Source organism: Vibrio sp. 2-Bac 85, assembly GCF_037546705.1.
Lineage (GTDB): Bacteria > Pseudomonadota > Gammaproteobacteria > Enterobacterales > Psychromonadaceae > Psychromonas.
Genome location: NZ_JALAAB010000019.1, coordinates 1 through 21723 on the forward strand (window position 1 = coordinate 1; position 21723 = coordinate 21723).

General features: G+C 37.2%; 16 protein-coding genes, 3 tRNA genes and 1 other RNA gene. 9 read left to right on the forward strand and 11 right to left on the reverse strand.

The window, feature by feature from the left end:
* Positions 1-307 precede the first annotated feature (307 nt).
* Both MT390_RS16550 and MT390_RS16555 read right to left on the reverse strand, forming a co-directional pair.
* Positions 308-393: transfer RNA gene (locus tag MT390_RS16550), tRNA-Leu, on the reverse strand.
* Between the two features lie 239 nt (positions 394-632).
* Positions 633-1436: a TIM barrel protein gene (locus tag MT390_RS16555; RefSeq protein ID WP_499442203.1), complete on the reverse strand. Its 804-nt coding sequence runs from the start codon at positions 1434-1436 to the stop codon at positions 633-635.
* Between the two features lie 410 nt (positions 1437-1846).
* On the opposite strand from MT390_RS16555, the gene MT390_RS16560 reads away from it, so the two are divergent.
* Genes MT390_RS16560 through MT390_RS16570 form a run of 3 tightly spaced genes read left to right on the forward strand, consistent with a single transcriptional unit; the run spans position 1847 to position 4877 of the window.
* Positions 1847-2701, forward strand: a complete 855-nt coding sequence (locus MT390_RS16560) for an SDR family oxidoreductase (protein ID WP_499442205.1) — start codon at positions 1847-1849, stop codon at positions 2699-2701.
* Positions 2702-4243, forward strand: a complete 1542-nt coding sequence (locus MT390_RS16565; protein ID WP_499442207.1) for an ABC transporter permease/substrate-binding protein — start codon at positions 2702-2704, stop codon at positions 4241-4243.
* Positions 4233-4877, forward strand: a complete 645-nt coding sequence (locus tag MT390_RS16570) for an ATP-binding cassette domain-containing protein (protein WP_499442209.1) — start codon at positions 4233-4235, stop codon at positions 4875-4877. Before MT390_RS16565 ends, MT390_RS16570 begins: the two co-directional genes overlap by 11 nt.
* 126 nt (positions 4878-5003) lie before the next feature.
* Here MT390_RS16570 and MT390_RS16575 read toward each other — a convergent pair.
* Positions 5004-5089 (reverse strand) — tRNA-Leu (locus tag MT390_RS16575).
* 342 nt (positions 5090-5431) lie between these two features.
* Between MT390_RS16575 and MT390_RS16580 the strand changes: the two genes are divergently transcribed.
* Positions 5432-7249 (forward strand): choice-of-anchor I family protein, encoded by a 1818-nt coding sequence (locus MT390_RS16580; protein ID WP_499442211.1) that lies wholly within the window; start codon positions 5432-5434, stop codon positions 7247-7249.
* A gap of 222 nt (positions 7250-7471) precedes the next feature.
* Positions 7472-7547: transfer RNA gene (locus MT390_RS16585), tRNA-Ala, on the forward strand.
* Positions 7548-7812: 265 nt separating this feature from the next.
* Here MT390_RS16585 and tesB read toward each other — a convergent pair.
* The 4 genes from tesB to thrA form a co-directional block, all read right to left on the reverse strand.
* A complete protein-coding gene (gene tesB, locus MT390_RS16590; protein ID WP_299659075.1) occupies positions 7813-8712 on the reverse strand; it encodes an acyl-CoA thioesterase II in 900 nt (299 codons plus the stop codon).
* 63 nt (positions 8713-8775) lie between these two features.
* Entirely contained in the window at positions 8776-10053 is a 1278-nt protein-coding gene (gene thrC, locus MT390_RS16595) for a threonine synthase (protein WP_166371869.1), read from the reverse strand.
* Positions 10050-11006, reverse strand: a complete 957-nt coding sequence (gene thrB / locus MT390_RS16600; RefSeq protein ID WP_499442214.1) for a homoserine kinase — start codon at positions 11004-11006, stop codon at positions 10050-10052. Before thrB ends, thrC begins: the two co-directional genes overlap by 4 nt.
* Positions 11007-11101: 95 nt before the next feature.
* Positions 11102-13564, reverse strand: coding sequence for a bifunctional aspartate kinase/homoserine dehydrogenase I (gene thrA, locus MT390_RS16605; RefSeq protein ID WP_299659065.1), 2463 nt, complete (start codon positions 13562-13564; stop codon positions 11102-11104).
* A gap of 531 nt (positions 13565-14095) precedes the next feature.
* On the opposite strand from thrA, the gene arcA reads away from it, so the two are divergent.
* A complete protein-coding gene (gene arcA / locus MT390_RS16610; protein WP_166371872.1) occupies positions 14096-14812 on the forward strand; it encodes a two-component system response regulator ArcA in 717 nt (238 codons plus the stop codon).
* Positions 14813-15059: 247 nt separating this feature from the next.
* Here arcA and arcB read toward each other — a convergent pair whose 3' ends face one another.
* A complete protein-coding gene (gene arcB, locus MT390_RS16615) occupies positions 15060-17309 on the reverse strand; it encodes an aerobic respiration two-component sensor histidine kinase ArcB (RefSeq protein WP_499442217.1) in 2250 nt (749 codons plus the stop codon).
* Between the two features lie 408 nt (positions 17310-17717).
* Between arcB and folE2 the strand changes: the two genes are divergently transcribed.
* Entirely contained in the window at positions 17718-18638 is a 921-nt protein-coding gene (gene folE2, locus MT390_RS16620) for a GTP cyclohydrolase FolE2 (RefSeq protein WP_166371874.1), read from the forward strand.
* Between the two features lie 142 nt (positions 18639-18780).
* Here folE2 and MT390_RS16625 read toward each other — a convergent pair whose 3' ends face one another.
* The 3 genes from MT390_RS16625 to smpB form a co-directional block, all read right to left on the reverse strand.
* Positions 18781-19458: a pseudouridine synthase gene (locus tag MT390_RS16625; protein WP_499442219.1), complete on the reverse strand. Its 678-nt coding sequence runs from the start codon at positions 19456-19458 to the stop codon at positions 18781-18783.
* A 143-nt stretch (positions 19459-19601) separates the two neighbouring features.
* Positions 19602-19955: a transfer-messenger RNA gene (gene ssrA / locus MT390_RS16630) on the reverse strand.
* A gap of 95 nt (positions 19956-20050) precedes the next feature.
* Entirely contained in the window at positions 20051-20536 is a 486-nt protein-coding gene (smpB, locus tag MT390_RS16635; protein WP_025565722.1) for an SsrA-binding protein SmpB, read from the reverse strand.
* 401 nt (positions 20537-20937) lie between these two features.
* Here smpB and MT390_RS16640 point away from each other — a divergent pair, with 401 nt between their 5' ends.
* The gene (locus MT390_RS16640; RefSeq protein ID WP_499442220.1) at positions 20938-21375 is read left to right on the forward strand and encodes a type II toxin-antitoxin system RatA family toxin; all 438 of its coding nucleotides are present in this window, start codon (positions 20938-20940) and stop codon (positions 21373-21375) included.
* 21 nt (positions 21376-21396) lie between these two features.
* On the forward strand, positions 21397-21696 hold the full coding sequence (locus tag MT390_RS16645; RefSeq protein ID WP_299659042.1) for an RnfH family protein: 300 nt from the start codon (positions 21397-21399) through the stop codon (positions 21694-21696).
* Positions 21697-21723 lie beyond the last annotated feature (27 nt).

Genomic DNA, 21723 nt, shown 5'->3' on the forward strand with positions numbered 1-21723 from the left:
TTTTATTATGAGTCACTATTCTTTCAGTAATGTATTAAACGAACTAAAAAATGACAAGTAGATGATTAAATCAAATTTAACTTAACTAGATAAATATATCTATGATGCAAACCACTACTTTTGAGTTGTTTTTATGATTTTGTTCTTTTTTTATCGTTAAGCTTCTATTTACTGAATTGAGCGATTAATCTAAAAGAGATGAAATGGGTGCATACCCTATGATTGAAAGATGAAGAGGTGGAAAAATAAAGAGCATAAATGATAGGCAAAAAAAAAGCTTCGCAAATGCGAAGCTTTTTCTTAAAATTGGTGCCCGGAGACGGACTTGAACCGTCACGACCATAAGTCGAGGGATTTTAAATCCCTTGTGTCTACCGATTTCACCACCCGGGCGATTATCTAAGTTTCTAGATAAGTGGCGCGAATTATATAGTACTTTTTATTAAGTACAAGACGTAATAGTAAAATAACCAAATAAAATCAGTTGATTGATGAAAAATAAAACAATACTCATTAACTCTAGTTTTGGAATGGCGGCACAATAACCCTACCTAAAGCAGATTTAACATTGCTCATTATTCAAATCTAAGGCGTCCCAATATTATCGACTTGAAAATAAATCGTAGCACCTACTACTCTAACCACCCCACCACTTCTTGTAATGATTCGGTAGTATTGTTAATTATATTGTCAGTTGTATTGTTAGTTAGTGGCCAATATTCTAAACCTATATATCCGCTAAAATTAGTTTGTTTAATAGCAGAAAAAATTTCAGGATAGTTAATCTCTCCATGTTGTAGTTCATGGCGACCAGGATGTCCTGCTGCATGAAAATGACCAATATAATCGATATTAGCCAATATATTATTGATAATATTTCCTTCGCTAATTTGCTGGTGATAAATATCAAATAACACTTTTACGTTAGGGCTGGAAACTTGTTTAATAATATCAAAAGCTTCAGCACTTTTTATTAAGTAATAACCAGGGTGATCAACTAGTTCATTTAAAGGCTCAACAACTAACGTAATATCAGCGGCCTCTAACAATGGTGCAGCGGCAGTTAAACCATCTATTAATGACTGTTTTTGCTGTTCGCGTGGCATCCCTACAATAAAATCCCCCACTTGAGAAATAATAGTTTTAATTTTTAACTCTTTAGCCACAGCAATTGAATCACTTAATGCTTGTAAATAAGCACCACGTTGTTCAACGTCTACTAAGCTAATAAATTTAGTACAGCAACATGAAATCGATAAGTCATAACGATTAACAGCGGTTTGCAATGCTGTTAAATCTTTATCCCACCAAGACCAGAACTCTATGGTTGATATGTTCGCTTGAGCCGTTGCTTGGCAAGCTTGATCAAAAGATAAATTGCCAAAAACAGCATCGATACAAAGTGAAGGTGATAATTTAGTTTGCTTAGTCTGCATAGGAACCTTTTATTATTAAATTATTTAAATAATTCTGTTTTTATTATCAATTAATTGCGCATGTAATCAAATACCCATTTATTCAAATCGATTTACTCAAACCCACGCACTCAAATAAGAGTCAACGTTAAAAAATGGAAGCAATTGAAAAAGTTATTTATTTACCATTAATAGGACACTATTAACCTTTCCTGTTAATTTGTTCACATTTATTATATCTGCCCTGATGTTTTTTCATAAACTTATCAGGATTAGTTGTAATAACAAAGTCAGTATTTAAAATAACTTAACTCAGTCATATAACCGTTATCATTCAAGATAAAAATCAGTAAGCCGTAAGGTAAGCAGATTCTAGGCTTATAGGTAAAGCGCTAACGGATATAAATACTTTTAACACCAAAGGGATCCCTATGAAAATTGCAGTTACAGCCGCGAGCGGTCACTTAGGTGCTAGCATTGTTAATGCTTTATTAGCACTTATTCCTAAAGAAAATATTATTGCATTAGCTCGTACACCAGAAAAAGCCGCAAATTTAGGTGTTGAGGTGCGTCCTGGCGACTATGAAAACCCCACTCAATTGCAACAATCTTTGCAAGATGTAGATACATTATTACTCATATCAGGTATGGATGAACCCAGTAAGCGAATTGGTCAACACCGTAATGTAATCAATGCAGCTAAACAAGTGGGCGTTAATAAGATTGTTTATACCAGCATTCAAGGTGCCGAGGAAGGCACCGCTTTTTCCCCAGTGGTGCAAAGTAACCGCCAAACAGAACAAGATGTGATAGATAGTGGTTTAGATTGGGTGATCGGTCGAAATGGTATTTATATTGAACCTGATATTGAATATATCGATAATTATAAAAAAGTTGGACATGTTTTTAACTGTGCAGATAAAGGCCTATGTGGTTATACGACGCGGCCTGAACTAGCTTATGCTTACGCGCGTATGCTTAGTGAAGATAAACATAATGGTAAAATTTATAACCTAAATGGCGAGGCAATTTCACAGCAAAAGCTGACGAACTATTTAAATGATGCCTTTGATGCACAGCTAACCTACCAATCAATGAGCGTAGAAGATTATCGTAAAACCCGCTCTAATGAATTAGGCGATTTTCTAGGCTCTATTATCGCAGGTATTTACCAAGGCATACGTGAAGACAAAGTGAATAATCCGAGTGATTTTTTACAAGCTGCTGGCCGTGAACATCAGAGTTGGGATAGTTTTTTTACTCACTTAAAAGGGAAGTCTGCTTAAATGGATTTGATTGATAGAATAGGTTATTTTTTAACATTATTTAGTGAGCATTTACTAATTTCATTTTTAGCTATGCTCATTGTTAGTGTGTTTGGGGTCGCTATTGGTATTTGGGTTTTTTATTCATCAAAAGCACAACGCATTATCATGCCTACCGTTAACTTTTTATACACCATTCCCTCCATTGCAATGTTTGGTTTACTCATTCCAATCGTCGGTATTGGGTTACAAAATGCATTAATTGTATTGGTATTATATGGCTTATTACCTATTGTGCACAGCACCTATAGTGGTATGAAAGAAGTCCCTTATAATTTAGTAGATGCTGCCAAAGGGTTAGGCTCAACACCACTGCAATTATTTCGTCATATTTACTTCCCCCTAGCGTTACCCAGCATTTTATCTGGATTACGAATTACCACGGTGATGGTGATTGCTTTGACAGGGTTAGCCGCTCTCATTGGTGCAGGCGGCCTTGGGCAAGCTATTTTCCGCGGCTTGAATACAATGAATACGTCATTAATTGTAACCGGTTCTTTAGGGATTTCGTTATTTGCTATTTTGGGCGATAAGTTTGTAGGGACATTAGAGAAAAAGAATAATCTTCAGCGCATCATTAGTCGTAATGCACTGCCTTCACAAAAGCATTTTATCTATATTAACCTCGCCGTTTTAGCTGTTTTATTAGTGATGTCCTTGGCTTATATTAATCCCTTCGCAAGTGCTAAAGAAAGGGTGATTACAATTGCTTCAAAACCCATGTCAGAACAATACATATTGGGCGAAATAATGTCTCAACTAATTGAAAATGAAACTGATATCCATGTAATTCGACAGTTTGGTATTGGCGGCGGCACAACTAATATACACCCAGCACTACTGTCTGGTGATCTGGACATGTATGTAGAGTATACGGGTACAGCTTGGATGAATGTGTTAAACCAAAAATCACAGCTAGATTTTGGGCAATTACAACAACAGTACCAAGAAAATTACCAATTAAAGTGGTTAGGTTTATTGGGGATGAATAATACCTATGCCATTGCAATTCCAGAATCTATCGCAGCACAAAAACAGATAAAAACGTATTCAGATTTAGTACGCCATAGTGGTGATTTTGATTTTGGTGCAGAATTTGAATTTTTTGAGCGCGCAGATGCTTATCCCAGCTTGATCAAGGTTTACCCTTTTAAATTTGCCAAACTTCATGAAATGGATATCAGTTTACGCTATAAAGCCATCGAAGAAGGCAAGGTTAATGCCATCGATGCCTTTACCACGGACGCACAAATTGAAGCCTTGAACTTGCAGGTATTAGTCGATGATAAGCACTTCTTTCCCGACTATGAGGCGGGGATCGTAATAAGAGAAGCGATATTACAACAATACCCAGCGTTAACTAAACTGTTGATGCAATTGGAAGGTGAAATTTCTACCGATAAAATGCGCAAAATGAACTACCAACTTGAAGTGTTAAAGGAAACACCTAAGGCAATAGCACAAGAATTTTTAGCAACACTAAGGAATAAACATGAGCAATAAAAAAATAGTGGTTGCCGTTAATAATGTGACTTTTTCCTATGATGATAAAATAGTGCTTAAGAATTTTTACCTTAACATTGAGGCAGGTAGTTTCGTTTGTTTAACTGGTGAAAGTGGCTGTGGAAAATCAACATTATTACGCTTGATGAATGGTTTACTAATACCGCAACAAGGTGATATCAATATTGATGGCAAACGATTGACCGCAGAAAATGCAATAGATAACCGACGTCGCATTGGTTATATACTACAAGAAGGTGCTTTATTCCCTCACTTAACCGTTTACCAAAATATGATCTATTGCCTCACGCTATTAAATATGTCGTCTGAAGCCTGTCAAAAACGCATCGATGAATTGTTGCCCTTGGTCAATTTGAGTCATGAACTACTACATCAATTTCCTGATCAACTCAGTGGTGGTCAACGTCAAAGAGTGGGTATTATCAGAGGTATTGCTCATCGCCCTGCCATTGTGTTGATGGATGAACCATTTTCAGCACTGGATCCAGAAACACGTGAAAGTTTACAAGATTTAGTAAAGAGTATTCATCAGCAGACTAATACTACTTTCATAATGGTGACGCACTCCTTAAGCGAGGCTGAAAAATTAGGCTCAGCGATCGTTAACATGTAAAAGATAAGAGAATATAAAGATGGGGAACGATTTTCAGTTCCCCTAAATCAAACTTTCTAATGCCAATACAACTCGAATTTTAAGCAAAAAAAAGCCTCAACATTAGTTGAGGCTTTTTCTTATAATTGGTGCCCGGAGACGGACTTGAACCGTCACGACCATAAGTCGAGGGATTTTAAATCCCTTGTGTCTACCGATTTCACCACCCGGGCGATTGCTTTAAAGCGTGCTTAAGCAATGACGAGCATTATAGAGAAATTAATGTCAGTCACAACCCCTAAACCGCAATAAAATATAATTTACTAACTGATTGCTGATTATTTCAACATATTGATATTTAACAAACAATTTTAGCTTAAAATACCCCCACTAACATTTAACGCTTGAAGTCACTTACAAATATATAGGTACATAAATGAATAGATAAATAGGTAAACAGCAGGCCAAATAATTTATTTGCCTTTTTTATTATAAAAAACGGATTTTAATAAAAATGTCATCTTTTAACGGTACAAGTATGCGCACTTTATTTACTATTCTATGGAAGGTTATCAATGAAACTTAATTTACTGACTAGCATTATTCTTTCTTCTACTTTAATTGGCTGTACAAATACTCCTGTAACAATATCTGGATCTGAGCAGAACATTGATCGCAATATAAGCGAAAGCATTGAGCAACACATCAACCAAAGCATTGAATTACAGGAAGCAGGACGATACCAGTCAAATATCTTTGACCAGAGTGCAGCTGAAATTGTTACTTTTGATAAGCTGACCCAGAAAACATTTGTCGTCAATGCACAATCAGGCAAGATTGATATATTAGATAGCAAAAATATTGATAACCCCACTTTTGTTAACAGCCTAGATATCAAAGAAGATATAAAGAAGCAATTCAACAGCGAAGCCGGAGCTGCTAATAGTGTTGATGTATATAATGGATTATTAGCAGTTGCTATTGCAGCTAAAACTAAAACAGATAATGGCTGGATCGCATTTTACGATACCCAAGATTTACGCTTTATCTCTGCACTTTCTGTCGGAGCCTTACCTGACATGTTAACTTTTACTCCTAACGGACAACAGTTAGTCGTCGCTATAGAGGCAGAGCCTAGCAACGGAAATTATACCGTTGACCCAGAAGGCGAGATTGCTATCTTAGATATTAAATGGACCAATAAAATATTAAATACCGCCCTCACCCGCTTAACATTCACTGATTTCAATCATGGTGGATCGCGTCACCATCAACTACCAAAAAATTTATTATTAAATGGTTACCAAGCTAGTGTTTCGCAAGATTTAGAGCCTGAATATATAGCCATCAACTCAGATAGTAGTAAAGCTTATGTCGCACTGCAGGAAAATAATGCTATCGCGATTATAGATTTAGCAGCAAAGTCCATTGAACGTATTATGTCACTTGGTTTTAAAGACCACTTGCTAAAAGGTAATGAAATTGATGGCAATGATAAAGACAAACAAGCTTTATTAAAAAATGAAGCGTTGTTAGGAATGTATCAACCGGATTCAATTGCGACCACTCGCATTAACGGTATTGATTATTTAATTACAGCGAATGAAGGTGACGATCGCAGTGATTGGATAAGTGATTTAACACAAGCTGATTGTGAAGCTGGGCATTTTTATTACCATTTACAAGATGCTCAGTGTGGCGATAATATAAGATTAAAAAATGCATTATCTTCTAAGGATTATCAACCGCAATTGGCTAGTGCTAAATTAGACTTATCCAACTTTACAAAAGGTGGAGCATATCAGGAGACGGTTAAAAGAATTAAATTTTCACATTCATTAACAGCTCAGCATGGTGACTTAGACGGTGATGGAAAAATAAATCGTTTATTAACCTTCGGAGGACGCTCTTTTTCTATATGGGACATTAATAGCAGTAAAATGGTATTTGATTCAGGTAGTGATTTTGAACGATTAACAGCACAAAAATACGGTAATAATTTCAACCAAACGCACAACAAACTCAAAGCAGAAAATCGAAGTGCAAAAAAAGGTCCTGAACCAGAAGCATTAACCACTGGCTCAATAAATGGTAAAACTTACGCATTTATAGGGTTAGAGCGAATGGGTGGAATTATGGTTTATGATATTAGCAAACCTGAACAGGCACGATTTGTACAATATCTTAATAATCGCGATATGACGATCAATCCAGCACAAAATAAGCAAAAGAATGAACAAGGGATCACCACCTATCAAGTTGATGCTGGTGACTTAGGTCCTGAAGGCTTCAAGTTTGTAAGTGCAAAAGATAGCCCAAGCGGTACACCAATTTTAATAGTAGGTAACGAGGTCAGTGGTACAACACGTTTTTATCGAATAGCAATAAAATAACAACATATGCTCAACCCGTTATTTACTTATCGACTTGATTAACTATTGTACAAATACAGAGTAAAAACACAAGAACCAACAAATATTTGAATCGAAACAGAGTTTTTACACTATTTGAAATTGACAACTAAAAACAGGGCGAATACAATCCGCTCTGTTTTTAGTAAATAGATTTCCCAACCTACTAAAACATCCACTGCGTTATTGATTACGCACTATAGTGGGGCTATAGCTCAGCTGGGAGAGCGCAACGCTGGCAGCGTTGAGGTCTGCGGTTCGATCCCGCATAGCTCCACCACTTTTTCAAGATTTCCCCTCTACATATTTTAATTTAAAGCGATTATCTTCAAACTGATTAGCTTCCAAACTGATTAGCTTCCAAACTGATTAGCTTCCAAACTGACTAGTTTTCACACTGATCATCTTTAAAAGCAACTCTGCCAAATGAGTTTATAGTTACTATTCAAAACAGTTATTGATAAATAACCATTCAAAGTAACTAGCTCAAATAACCACTTTGTTTGTAGTCACCTTTTTCTCATAGTCACTTTTTCTAAAAAATGCTATTTTTCGCTCGTTTCTACCTTTGCTTCTGGTTTTGCTTTACGACGCTGGCGAATCAGCCCTTCTTGAATAGTGGAGGCAACTAACTTGCCGTCTCGAGAGAAAAACTTGCCTGACACTAAACCACGGCCATCGGATGCGACTGAACTTTTTACCGAATAAAGTAACCACTCATCTAAGCGAAAATCATGGTGGAACCACATTGAGTGATCAATCGTCACCACTTGCATACCTTCACTAAAAAAAGAAACACCATGCGGTTGTAATGCAGTTGGTAAAAAATTGAAATCTGATGCATAGGCTAATAAATAGCGATGAACGCGTAAATCATCGGGCATACGTCCATTAGCCTTAAACCAGACTAAGCGTGTTGCCGGTTCAATTTCAGGTTCAATAGGATTGATTAATGTTACTGGACGCATTTCTATCGGTTTTTCAGCAACTAACTTGTCACGAATAGAAGCGGGTAACAGGTCAGAATGTAATAAAGCCATCTCTTGCTCAGAAATAAGATCTTCTGGGGCAGGTGCTTCAGGCATCTCATCTTGATGCTCAAAGCCCTTTTCAGGTGCTTTAAATGAAGCGGTCATATAAAAAATAGGCTTACCGTTTTGAATAGCCTTGATTCGTCTTGCAGAAAGTGAATTACCGTCGCGAATTCTTTCAACATCGTAAACAATAGCCCGATCTGTTTTACCTGGACGTAAAAAATAAGAGTGAAATGAGTGTACTTGCTGTTCCTTTTTAACGGTTTCTTTAGCAGCAGAAATCGCTTGCCCCATTACTTGGCCACCAAATACTGCGCCAAACCCTAAATCTTGGCTATCACCACGAAACAAGTTTTCTTCTAACTTTTCTAAGCTTAATTGCTTTAACAGATCGTTTAATACTTTACCCATTTTTAACTCCCAAAAAAGGGCGTGTAATACGCCCTTGTTTATTATTTAAAAAGTAGTTGAAGCTTATAAAGACATGAGTAATTCACGTACTTTTGCAAAATCAACAGGGAACTCTTTTGATAATAGAGGCAATTCTGCACGTGATGCTAACTCTTCAGGGATGAAAATGTCACGCCCTAAAATATCTTCAACACTTTCTTTAAACTTAGCAGGATGCGCTGTACATAAGAACAAACCAGTTTCGTTATCTTTAAGCTGTTTCGTCAACTCATGATAAGCAATTGCGCCATGTGGCTCACATAAATAACCTAGTTTATCCATTTCGATCAAGGTGTCTTTTGTTTCTTGATCCGACAGCTTGCCATAACCTAGTTCCGTTAATGACCAGCCTTTAACTTTAAATAGCTCTTCAATACGTGGCCAGTTATTTGGCGCACTCACATCCATCGCATTTGAAAGTGTTGCTACAGTCTTTTTCGGTGCCCATGTGCCTTCTTGTAAATAACGAGGCACCGTATCATTTTCATTGGTTGCAGCAATAAAACGTTTAATCGGTAATCCTAACGCTTTAGCTAATAGCCCCGCCGTTAAATCACCAAAATTACCACTCGGTACCGAAACCACCAAGTTATCACGTTGTTCAACAGATAATTGTGCAAACGCTTCAAAGTAGTAACAAATTTGTGCAACAAGACGACTAATATTAATTGAGTTTGCAGAGTTTAAACCCACTGCTTGTTTTAACTCTTGGTCATCAAATGCTTGTTTAACCATCGTCTGACAATCATCAAAGTCACCTTCAATCGCAACCGTTGTGATATTGCCACCTAATGTACAAAATAATTTTTCTTGTAATGGGCTAATTTTTCCTTTTGGATAAAGGATAACAACATTAATATTTTCCATGCCGTAAAAAGCATGCGCAACTGCAGCGCCAGTATCACCAGATGTAGCGGTTAAAATAGTGATTTTTCCATCGTCTTTGAATTGCGCTAAACACTGCGCCATGAAACGGCCACCAAAGTCTTTAAAGGCTAACGTAGGACCATGAAATAGCTCTAATGCATTAATATTTTCAGTGACTTTTTTAACTGGAGCAGGAAAAGTAAAGGCATTAGATACGATTTCATAAACAGCTTGCTTGCTCAGTTCATCACCAATCAAATGTGATAAAATTTCAGTTGAGCGATCCACTAAATTCATTTCAAGTAACGAATCGATATTGTCTAATGGAATAATAGCTTCAGGGAAAAATAAGCCTTGGCCACGCCCTAATCCTTGTTTAACAGCTTGTTGAAAGCTGACTTGTTCGCTGTTGTCTTTAATGTTGTATAAATTCATAATTCTTTTCCTAACACGCGTGCACCTTGTTCATCAAGGTGACAAATATGACAGAACCCCTCTTCATTTTGAAGAAAGTTTTCCGTTAACCAAGTTTTTAATAATTCTGCTTGTGACAAATCACTCATCACTGCAAATACCGTTGGGCCAGAGCCAGAAATCCCCATCGCCAGTGCACCACTTTGTTGTGCAAATAAGCGCGCTTGATCAAAACCTGGAATCAATTGAGAACGATAAGGTTCAGCAATCACGTCATTCAGCATTAACGCTGCTAAAGCCGGTTGTTCACTATGACAAGCATGCACAAATGCCCCTAAGCGACGGCCATAAGTCAAGGCATCAGACAAGCGATATTGCGATGGTAATATGTCACGAGCTGCGGCGGTTGAAATAGTAATACCAGGATAAGCAACTACCCAATACCACTCTTTAAATGAAGGGATGGTCTGGCTAATAACGCCACCTTCATTGATCATCAATTGCATACCACCAAGGTAACAAGGAGCAACATTATCATAATGTACGCTGCCACTAATTTTACCTTCCATTTCACCCATGATAGTTAACATCACATGCTCATCTAATAGATAGTCATGCCATGCATTTAAGGCTTCTAGTGCAGCTACGATGGAACTTGAACTAGACCCCAAACCACTTCCAACAGGAAGATTTTTTTCTAAGGTCAATGACACGGGTAATATTTCTTTATGCTGCTTTGCAAGCTCCACCTGGTAAGCTAAATAACAGTCGTAAACAATATTACTCTTAGAGTCATCGGGTAATTTATGTGCATAAGGGCCAACACATTGTAATGAAAACCCGTAATCACCTTTAGTGATCATAACGCGGTCACCTAATGGAGAACCATCAATAGGAGTTAAAGCGCCACCTAATACGTCAAATCCCACACTTACATTTGCCGTTGAAGCTGGAGCGTAAACAACAATAGACATATTAAAACCCCTGTTTCTGAATTTGAACGCTGTTCGTAAAACACATTACGCAAGCATTTTTAAATTGTTTTATAGTAGCAAAAATTGCAACCATGTTAGAACTCCTGTTTCCAGTTCAATGTACGAAGTACATCAGCAAACACACCTGCTGCCGTGACTTCCGTACCAGCACCATAACCGCGCAATACTAACGGAATAGGTTGGTAATATTGACTATAAAACGCCAGCGCATTTTCGCCATCTTTTACTTTATTCAATGGATCGTTTTCATCCACGGCCATAATACTACATTTACATTTACCATCTTCAATGCTGCCAATGTAACGTAATACTTTACCTTCTTCATTAGCTTTATCTTGCAACTGTTTAAAGTACTGATCTGCTTCTGGCAAACGTGCCATAAACTCATCAGCAGTCCCAGTATCATCAAAACCAGGCGGTAATGCTTGCTCTACTTCGACATCATCTAACGTTATGTCCATTCCAGACTCACGGGCTAAAATAAGTAGCTTACGCGCAACGTCTGTTCCACTTAAATCATCACGAGGGTCAGGTTCAGTAAAACCAAGATTACGCGCTTCAGAGGTTACATCTGAAAATGATTTTCCATCATCTAACTTACCAAAGATGAACGATAAAGAGCCAGATAAAATACCATTAAATTTAACTAAACGGTCACCTGCGTTGAATAGATTTTGTATATTTTCAATTACCGGTAGACCAGCACCCACGTTAGTATCATATAAAAACTTACGACGTTTCATTAACGCAGTTAAACGTAACTGGTGGTAGTAATCCATGCTACTTGTGTTAGCTTTTTTATTGGCAGTGACCACGTGGAAACCTGCGCCTAAAAAGTCAACATAACGTGCTGCAATACCATCGTTACTAGTACAATCAACAATCACAGGATTTATAATATGCGAACCATTAACGAGGTTCTTCATTGCCACTAGCGATAACTCTTCAGTGGCATCTTTTAATAAATCGCGCCAATTGTTTAGGTCAACACCATGAACATCCAATAACATCGCACGGCTGTTAACCACACCACAAACTCGAATCGCAATATTGCGTTCTGCTAAATAGGTCTGTTGGCGATGAATTTGATCAATCAATGCACCACCAACACCACCACAGCCAATTACAAACAGGTCAATAAATTGCGTACTGCTAAAGAAACTGTGATGACATGCAATCACTGCTTCATTAGCTTTTTTCTCAGAAACTACGGCAGAGATAGAACGTTCTGAAGATCCCTGTGCAATTGCAGTCACGTTAATAGAAGCATCAGTCAGTGCGGTTAGAAAACGCGCGGCAACACCTTTTTCTTTTTTCATGCCATCACCAACAAGCGAAATAATAGCTTGTTTGTCAATCACATCGATTTCTTCTAGTAAATTATTTTCAAATTCTAGGCTAAATTCTTCAGTTAATGCATCTATCGCTTGTTGTGTATCATTTGAATAAATGCAAAAGCTTAAACTGTATTCCGATGAAGATTGTGTGATCAAAATAATTGAAACACCAGCACGAGAAACCGTCGAGAAGATACGACCAGCCATGCCTACAATCCCTTTCATACCAGGGCCTGAAATACTTAGCATACTCAGTCCTTTAAGATCTGAAATGCCTTTTACACGTAACTTCTGATTACTTGTTTGTGCACTAATCAAGGTACCTTCCGCTTGAGGATTATGTGTATTTTTAATAAGACAAGGAATATGGTGCTGCGCAATAGGCGCGATAGTTTTTGGATGCAATACTTTTGCGCCAAAATAAGAAAGCTCCATGGCTTCTGCATAGCTTAACGATGTGAGTAATTTTGCATCTTTAACTAAGCGCGGGTCACAGCTGTAAACGCCATCAACATCGGTCCATATTTCACAGCATTCTGCTTTTAAACAAGCGGCTAAAACGGCAGCTGAATAATCTGAACCATTACGTCCTAAAACTAATGTTTCACCTTCTTCATTACCTGCTGTAAAACCCGGCATTAAATAGATAGCGTTAGCAACAATTGCATCTTCAGCTAATAATTTGCGTGATGTTTTAATGTCTATTTGTGCTTCTAAATAACCACCTTTAAAAGAGATTAATTTTTGTTGAGGCACAATTACTTCAACATCTTGGCCTTTAGCAATAAGCAATTGCTTCATACAAGCAACACTTAACACTTCACCTTTACTTAAAATACGTGCTTCGATACTCGCTGGACATTGGCCTAATAAACGCACGCCTTCTAATAAATTACTCAGTTCAGCAATTTCATTTTCAAAGGTGTTGCGTAACAAGTCGTCTGCTAATTCAGCGTAGGTTTCTTTTAGGCCTTTAATGAGCTCAGAGAAGATTTTTTGAATTGCAATTAAATGCTCATCAGCAGACAATCCTTGGCTGGTTTTTTCTACTACCGCTACCAAGTTATTGGTCACCCCTGAAGGCGCTGATAATACAAGAGCGATTTGAGACTGTTGCTGATTGTTAATAACAATATCAGCCACCTGATTGAAACGTTGAGCATTTGCTAATGAAGTGCCGCCAAATTTAAGTACGCGCATCGTACCTCCCTGCTTTAATACGAAAAAACCCGCTTTCAATAGCGGGTTTTATGAATGTATAGATTTTCTTTTTTACAAATAGCAAAAAAAGCTGCGAACTAAGCGCAGCTTTCTTCGGTTTGAGCGGAGAAAATAAAATAAAATACATATGTGTTAATAGTTTCATTATTAAATAAATTTATGGTGAGATTATATCAAAGCTTATAGCGTACTGGAACAAACAACCGATCGAGCTTGCAATTAATTCGCATAACAAATAACAAAATGTTAATTCCCAGCCTCTGTGACTTGATAAATATCAAATAGACAAGGTAAAACGCTTGTTTAAATCCATAATAAGTTGTTATCTATATGTTAAGTAATTACACTTTAAGCACTGAAAACTGAGACTTTTTAAACAGCATTAAATTTAGCATGATTAATTGTTTAAAAAAACGGCCGAAAATCTGCGCGCCATGACAGTTTCACTTAACCTAATATTATCCCGCACAGGTTGAGCAAAGCATTATTAATTTTTATAGGAGTCAATTCATGTCTAGCGCTAACATTTTAGTTGTAGAAGATGAGTTAGTAACAAGAAGTACATTAAAAAGCGTTTTTGAAGCCGAAGGTTATCAAGTATTTGAAGCTAATGACGGTACTGAAATGCACCAAGTATTAGAGCAAAATGAAATAAACCTAATTATCATGGATATTAACTTACCAGGTAAAAATGGACTTTTATTAGCAAGAGAGATACGTGAACATAAAAACATTGCACTTATTTTCTTAACCGGTCGTGACAACGAAGTGGATAAAATCCTTGGTTTAGAAATTGGTGCAGATGATTATATTACTAAACCTTTTAATCCGCGTGAATTGACCATTAGAGCGCGCAACTTATTAACACGTACCATGCAAGACACCCTATATTTTGAGCAAGTACGCCAAAAGGTTGAGCATTATAAATTCAGTGGTTGGACACTAGAAATAGATAGTCGCTCGTTGATTAGCCCCAATGGTGAAGTGTTCAAACTACCGCGTAGTGAGTTCCGAGCGATTTTACATTTCATTGAAAATCCAGGGAAAATACAGACTCGAGCGGATCTATTAATGAAAATGACAGGACGAGAATTAAAAGCGCATGACCGCACGGTAGATGTCACCATACGTCGTATTCGTAAACACTTTGAAACAGTCCCAGAGTCAGCAGAAATTATTTCGACGATTCACGGTGAAGGTTACCGCTTTTGTGGTGAATTAGAATAACTCGCTGCTATTGCGAATTCAATGTGGAGCGAATTTAAAGTAAACAAAAAAGAGATCGTTATCTACATTGATTAAATTTAAAAAGGCCAGTTTTACTGGCCTTTTTTATTATTTGTAGCATATTTATCTGGTTTAATTAGGCTTAGAGCCAACTAATTAAAATCGTTCAATTAGAAAGCCTAAATTGTAAAAATCACCTTATTTATTAACCCAATTTAAAAACCTTCAGACCTAATCTACATAGATATTACCCGCTATTGGCAACAATCCACTTCCTCAGTTTTTTTACATCTTCAAGGTAACCGACTTTGATCAACTCGTGCCAATCATCAATATTGTCCCACCAAGCCGGTAATTCTGGGGATTGCATCTTTTGCGCTAACTTCTGAATACGTAACAATCCTACGGAAGCCGCGGCTCCTTTTATTTTATGTGATTGCGAAGCGATCCCTTTTTCATTTTTTGCCACCATATGACTTTCTAGAATAGACAAATATTCAGGCATCATAGTTTCAAATAAAGAGACGTTATCTAACATCACTGAAGTCGGTAAAAACTCCATTAATTCTTTCAACATTTGTTCATTAAATAATTCAACCTTAGGCACTTTTTGTATCGCAGGCTGCACATTAATGAGATTAGTAACCACTTCTTTTTGTTCACTGAAATGGCGTTCCAACATGCTATTAAATAAAGGCAAACTTAAGGGTTTACCAATTGCATCATCCAAACCTTTTTCAATAAACTGCTGTGTATCGGAAAATACATTTGCTGTTAAGGCAACGATTGGCGGTAATTCAGAATGAATTTCACGTAGACGCTGTGTCACCTCATAACCATTCATATCTGGCAATTGTATATCCATCAGAATCAACTGATATTCTTTATCAGCCACCTTATCGAGCGCTTGCTGTCCATCCATTGCCACATCTACATGGTGACCTTGCTTTTCTAATAAGGCCCTTGCAACTAAGATGTTTAGTTCTATATCTTCTACTAGCAAAATAGACAATGTTGGTACTTGGAAGATTGACTCTTTTTTTGATGCGGCAACACACACTGTCGGTAAACTAAGCGTGAATGTACTGCCTTTTCCTAATTCACTACGAACCGTTAAACGCCCATTCATTGCTTTTGCAATTTGGCTTGAAACCGACAAACCTATACCCGTTCCCGTTGCGTGGCGCTCGCCCTGAACTTGATAGTACATGGCGAATATTTTATCTAACTTATCTTTGGGGATACCAACGCCAGTATCTTCGACTTCAAAATTTAACCATGTTTTTTGATCTTCTATAAAACTGCTACAGCGTATAGTCACTTCACCTTGTTCGGTAAACTTAACGGCATTAGTAATCAAGTTCCATAGGACTTGTCGTAAACGGGTACCATCAGAGTTAATACATTTAGGTAACTCCCCTTGTTGTTTGAAGATTAAAGTTAACTTTTTTTGCTCCGTTTGAATATACGCAAGGCTTTGTAAATCATTAATAAAATCATCTACATTGATACAGTCATTGACTAAATTAAGACGTCGTCTGTCTAACTTATCAAGGTCGACAATATCATTGAATATATTCCCTAGGGTGATAGCACTCATATGAATGGTTTTAAGATATTGAGTCTGTTCTTTATTAAAGTTTTCATCTAGTAACATGCGACTTAAGCCAACGATACCATTGAGTGGCGTTCGCAGCTCATGACTAATCGTTGAAATAAAAGTAGTTTTATCGCGACTGGCTTTTTCTAAAAATTCCTGGTGTTTTTTACGCTCAGTAATGTCGCGACCAAAACCAATTAAACCAACACATTCACGCTGGCTATTAAATAAGGGCAACGCACGGATTTCAAAATAGGCCATGCGCCCGTTTGGGTATTCCAACCACGTTTCATGGATCTGCTCAAGATGCGTTTCAATCACTTTTTTATGTCTCAATGACACAGAGTGAGCATACTCATCGGAATAGATATCAGCAGGTAATAAACCAATTAATTCAGCTTCTGTTTTACCCGAGATCTCTTCCATTGCTTTGTTACAACTGACAAAGCGCTCCACTAAATCTCGATGAAAAATCAAGTCGGGAGAGGTATCAAAAAAGGATTGTAATAATTTTTTACCTTCGCGTAGTTGCAGCTGTGTTTTTTGATGATCTACAATCTCATTTTCTAACAAGTGTGTTTTAGCTTTGTCTCGCTGTGATATTTTCTCTAATTTATCGACTGTCATTGCTAAACGTTGACGCGCATTATCTAAATCATCAACCACTACCGTTAAAAAATAAACCGCCCATGGTGTGATCAATAAACCTAACATAACCGAACGATAAATATCGGCCATATCGAGTGTCTCAGAAAACAGCTGTGCAATGATAATTTGAATACAAGCATCGCCTAGAATAATCGCAAAGGCTAACAACATACTAAATTTTATAGGGCCTAAACGTTTCAATAGCGAAACATAATAATGTACCCATGTTTTTAGATTAAATAGACTCACAGTTCCTCACAATATTAATAACTTAAATGAATGACAGGATTAAATGATAGGACGCTTAGTGTAACCGTTTTTTAGCTATTAAAAATAATCCTAAGTGCTCAGGGTTTGTTATTCTGTATTCAATATTCATTTATCTGAGACACAATACAAATAAAGGCAATTGGATATTGCATTGTATCGTTATAACTTCTTGCAACTCATTTTACACCTAGACTCGACATATAATCATAATCAACATCAATAAAGCATTTAAAATCAATCATTTTTCAAGTATAGGGATAAATTATCAATCACTTAGATAAAACCTTTGTATTTGGTGGTTTTTAATTTTTGTGATCCCGTTTATAATGCGCGCTTCTTTTTATATTCATTTATCCATGTAAAGCATGTTGAAGGGAGCCTTATTGAATGGCAATGCCAGATATCGCAAATAGTGCACAAGCTCAAACAGAAGGCGCGTTAGATCGCGTAGGTATGAGTAATATTGAGTTACCATTGATGGTACAAACAGATAACTGCCCTGCTCAACAAGTCAGTGCTAATGCTGAATTATTTGTTAATCTGGGTGACCCGCAAGCCAAAGGCATTCACATGTCACGCTTGTACCTGCAACTAGATCAACTTTCAACAGAATCTGAACTAACGTTAGCGACATTAACGACTTTATTAGAAGGGTTTATCGAGAGTCATCAAGACTTAAGTTCAGAAGCCTTTGTTAAAATCGCATTTGATTATAATTTACGTCGCAAATCATTAATCAGTGAAAAACGTGGTTGGAAAGCTTACCCAATTGTTATTATCGGACGTTTAATAGACGGAGAGCTGGATATTGAGCTTCAAGTTGATGTGCCATATTCTTCAACTTGCCCATGTTCAGCAGCGTTAGCTCGTCAATTGATTCAAGATGCATTCAGTAAAAAATATGCGCAAGCAGCAACACTTGATAAAGACGAAATTGTGGCTTGGTTAGGTTCTACTCAAGGTATTGTAGCAACACCGCATAGCCAACGTAGTGTTGCACAGGTGAAAGTTAAACTTCAGACAACTGCTGATAACTTCCCAATTATTGCACTGATTGATTTAATTGAAGCAACATTAAAAACGCCAGTACAAGCAGCGGTAAAACGTGAAGATGAACAAGAATTTGCACGTTTAAATGGTCAAAACTTAATGTTCTGTGAAGATGCTGCACGTCAATTACAATATGCATTACATCAACAAACACAATTTAGTGATTTTTGGTTACGCGTAAATCATTATGAAAGTTTACACGCGCATGATGCTGTATCGGTTACCACTAAGGGCATTAAAGGCGGTTATCAAGCTTAACCACTAATAACATTGTTTTATTAAGCTTAATAAAAAACCTTGTTCAGCAATGACCAAGGTTTTTTTGTATGCGAAAAAGAAAAATAAGATGAGGGCGATTGCTATTAAAAAACTAAGATCAGATTAACTATAGCCAAGCTAACTATTGCTCACCAATGGCCTCTAGAAAGGGGACATCAGTTTTAAAGCACACCATTTTTTTAGTGTAAGGATGCTTGATGCTTATTTCACTTGCATGCAATAACAAACGAGGAGATAAACTTAATGCCAACGGATCTGCATAAAAATCATCCCCTAAAATAGGGTAACCCATTGCCATCATATGCAATCGTAATTGATGAGTTCGCCCTGTAACAGGCATCAATTTAATTAATGTGCTTTGTTTTCCATAACTCACCACTTCATAAAAGGTTTTACAGGCTTTACCTGATTCAAAATCAACCTTATGTTTTGGCGGGTTCTCTTTGTCTTTACTCAGTGGTACATCGATACAACCTTGCGGCTGTGGCACATGTCCTAAAACACGCGCATAGTAGATTTTTTTTGTTTCACGTTCTTGAAACTGTATTTTTAGCGCCCTTTCAGCTTCTTTTTTTAAAGCAAAAATGATCACACCAGAAGTGGCTAAGTCTAAGCGGTGAACAGTATGGCTATTAGGATGTAATTCAAGCAGACGACTGTAGATACTGTCATGTCGTTCAATATCACGCCCCGGTACCGATAAGATCCCAGCAGGTTTATTAAATACAATCATATCTTTATCTTTATAGATGGTATCTAACCAAGGGTCTGTGGGAGGCTTATAATCAAAGTCATTCATAACAGTTCACTGCATTTAAATAGATTTTAAAGAATACCGATAGCGACATTAACGTCAATAACGTCAATAACGATACTAATATCAACATATGATAGATACAAAAAAGGCTGAAATCCGTTAAGAAATCAGCCTTTTTCAATAGGTGGTGGAGATGGGGGGAGTCGAACCCCCGTCCGAAAAACCTACATCCTCGGTACTACATGCTTAGTCAGTTATTTGGTTAACTCGTTAATCTCCAACTGACAGGATATTAAAAAGCGAGTCCGATACTATTTCGCGGTTCACCCTCGAACAAGGTTCCCTCGCTATCCGATGTAAATGACCTTCCGAATCCCTACCCATTGGAAAAGCGCGGGTGGAAGGCTAGCTAGCCTAAGCTGCTAGAGAGTAGTTAGAGTCGTTTGCAACTATAACGTTGGCGGCTTTTTACGAGGCCAACCGCCACCTCGGCATGCACCTTGGGTTTCAAGAATCTCGTCGAGTCCTAAATCATCCCCACAGTGGTTAGTGATAAATCACCAACAAGTTAAGTTTAACAAAGCTAAGTGATGCAAGATAGCATTATCTTGCATGTTGTTTGCTAACTGCTTAATTATCGAACGCTATGCTTCATCATACGTTCTTTTTGAACTTGCCACTCACGATCTTTAACATCACTACGTTTGTCGTGATCTTGTTTACCTTTTGCTAAAGCAAACGAGATTTTTACCCACGCATGTTTCCAATAGAGTGAAATAGGAATAATGGAGTACCCCTGACGTTCTACTTTACCGACTAAGTTATCAAGCTCACGGCGTTTTAGTAATAATTTACGATAACGTAAAGGATCACAAACTACGTGCGATGATGCGGCGAGCAATGGTGGAAATGTTGCATTAAGTAAGAAAGCCTCTCCATTTTTTAAGAAGATATAACTATCTGCAATATTTGCTTTACCTGCGCGTAAAGATTTCACTTCCCAACCTTGTAACTCAATTCCCGCTTCAAAGCGTTCCTCTAAGTGGTATTCATGAGAAGCACGTTTGTTACGTGCAATCGTATTGTCGTTATTTTTTGGTTTTGAGTTTTTTTTAGCCATAACCTGCATTATACCCTTTATCATTCAAGGTGGAAAGTTCAGCAAGCATTGAAATGAACAGGATCTAGGCAGAAAGTTGGAGATATAACGGGTTAAATTATAACTTTCTAACCACTAAGATGTTTACTTCAGAATTTGCTCTATGAGTCGCTCGCTGAGAATCAACTTTGTAATACAATACTGAGTAATGATCAACTATTATCATCACCTTATGATCTTGATTTTAATCGACAAGCTAGTGACGGAGTAAAACATGTTAATGACTGAAATGTAACTAGCATTTGTTGTTAAATGATTATTTTATTTGTTTGAAAGTCATTCATTTATCAGCATTTTTTTGCTATTTTTTTTCAGTTCGCGCATCGCATCGTGTAAGATACCCTTTTTCAACGAGGTAAGATATGGCTAAAGTATCACGCAGCGCATTGTTGATGTATAGCGCACAAGAAATGTATCAACTAGTGAATGATGTGAATGCTTATCCTGAGTTTTTACCAGGTTGTAGTGAAACCACGGTTTTATTAGATCAAATCAATTTAATGAAAGCGTCCATTAAAGTTTCTAAAGCCGGTATCAGTCAAACCTTTGTTACTGAAAACACATTGATTGAAGGTCAATCTATTTCGATGAAATTACTAGAAGGCCCCTTTAAGCATTTAAGTGGAGGCTGGACTTTCACTGCTTTAGATGAGCAAGCCTGTAAAGTGAGTTTAGATTTAGAGTTTGAATTTAGTAATTCCATTGTTAAATTAGCCTTTGGACGTGTTTTTCATGAATTAATCGGCTCTATGGTTAAATCTTTTTCAAACAGAGCCAAGACCGTTTACGGTACACGTTAATATATCTCGAGGGAGCATGTAATGAGTGGGTTAATAGATATCGAAGTGGTTTATGGCATTCCCCACAAGCAAGTTTTATTGTCATTGAAAGTACCTGAAGGGACAACCATTGAGAACTGTATAAAATTGTCAGGTATTGTAAAACACTTTCCTGAAATAGTACCTAGTGAAGCGGTTGTAGGTATTTTTAGTAAGCCAGATAAATTAGATAATACGGTTAAGCAAGGCGATAGAATTGAAATTTATCGCCCTCTAACAGCGGACCCTAAAGAGATGCGTAAACTAAGAGCAGAAAAAGCCAAGCAAGCTAAGAAGAGTTAGTTTGTAACGATGATTAACTAGCTTGTT

Bases quoted from the DNA above. Each gene is read 5' to 3' on its own strand.
- MT390_RS16555 (WP_499442203.1), bottom strand. From the start codon at position 1,436: ATGCAGACTAAGCAAACTAAATTATCACCTTCACTTTGTATCGATGCT.
- MT390_RS16560 (WP_499442205.1), top strand. From the start codon at position 1,847: ATGAAAATTGCAGTTACAGCCGCGAGCGGTCACTTAGGTGCTAGCATT.
- MT390_RS16565 (WP_499442207.1), top strand. From the start codon at position 2,702: ATGGATTTGATTGATAGAATAGGTTATTTTTTAACATTATTTAGTGAG.
- MT390_RS16570 (WP_499442209.1), top strand. From the start codon at position 4,233: ATGAGCAATAAAAAAATAGTGGTTGCCGTTAATAATGTGACTTTTTCC.
- MT390_RS16580 (WP_499442211.1), top strand. From the start codon at position 5,432: ATGAAACTTAATTTACTGACTAGCATTATTCTTTCTTCTACTTTAATT.
- tesB (WP_299659075.1), bottom strand. From the start codon at position 8,712: ATGGGTAAAGTATTAAACGATCTGTTAAAGCAATTAAGCTTAGAAAAG.
- thrC (WP_166371869.1), bottom strand. From the start codon at position 10,053: ATGAATTTATACAACATTAAAGACAACAGCGAACAAGTCAGCTTTCAA.
- thrB (WP_499442214.1), bottom strand. From the start codon at position 11,006: ATGTCTATTGTTGTTTACGCTCCAGCTTCAACGGCAAATGTAAGTGTG.
- thrA (WP_299659065.1), bottom strand. From the start codon at position 13,564: ATGCGCGTACTTAAATTTGGCGGCACTTCATTAGCAAATGCTCAACGT.
- arcA (WP_166371872.1), top strand. From the start codon at position 14,096: ATGTCTAGCGCTAACATTTTAGTTGTAGAAGATGAGTTAGTAACAAGA.
- folE2 (WP_166371874.1), top strand. From the start codon at position 17,718: ATGGCAATGCCAGATATCGCAAATAGTGCACAAGCTCAAACAGAAGGC.
- MT390_RS16625 (WP_499442219.1), bottom strand. From the start codon at position 19,458: ATGAATGACTTTGATTATAAGCCTCCCACAGACCCTTGGTTAGATACC.
- smpB (WP_025565722.1), bottom strand. From the start codon at position 20,536: ATGGCTAAAAAAAACTCAAAACCAAAAAATAACGACAATACGATTGCA.
- MT390_RS16640 (WP_499442220.1), top strand. From the start codon at position 20,938: ATGGCTAAAGTATCACGCAGCGCATTGTTGATGTATAGCGCACAAGAA.
- MT390_RS16645 (WP_299659042.1), top strand. From the start codon at position 21,397: ATGAGTGGGTTAATAGATATCGAAGTGGTTTATGGCATTCCCCACAAG.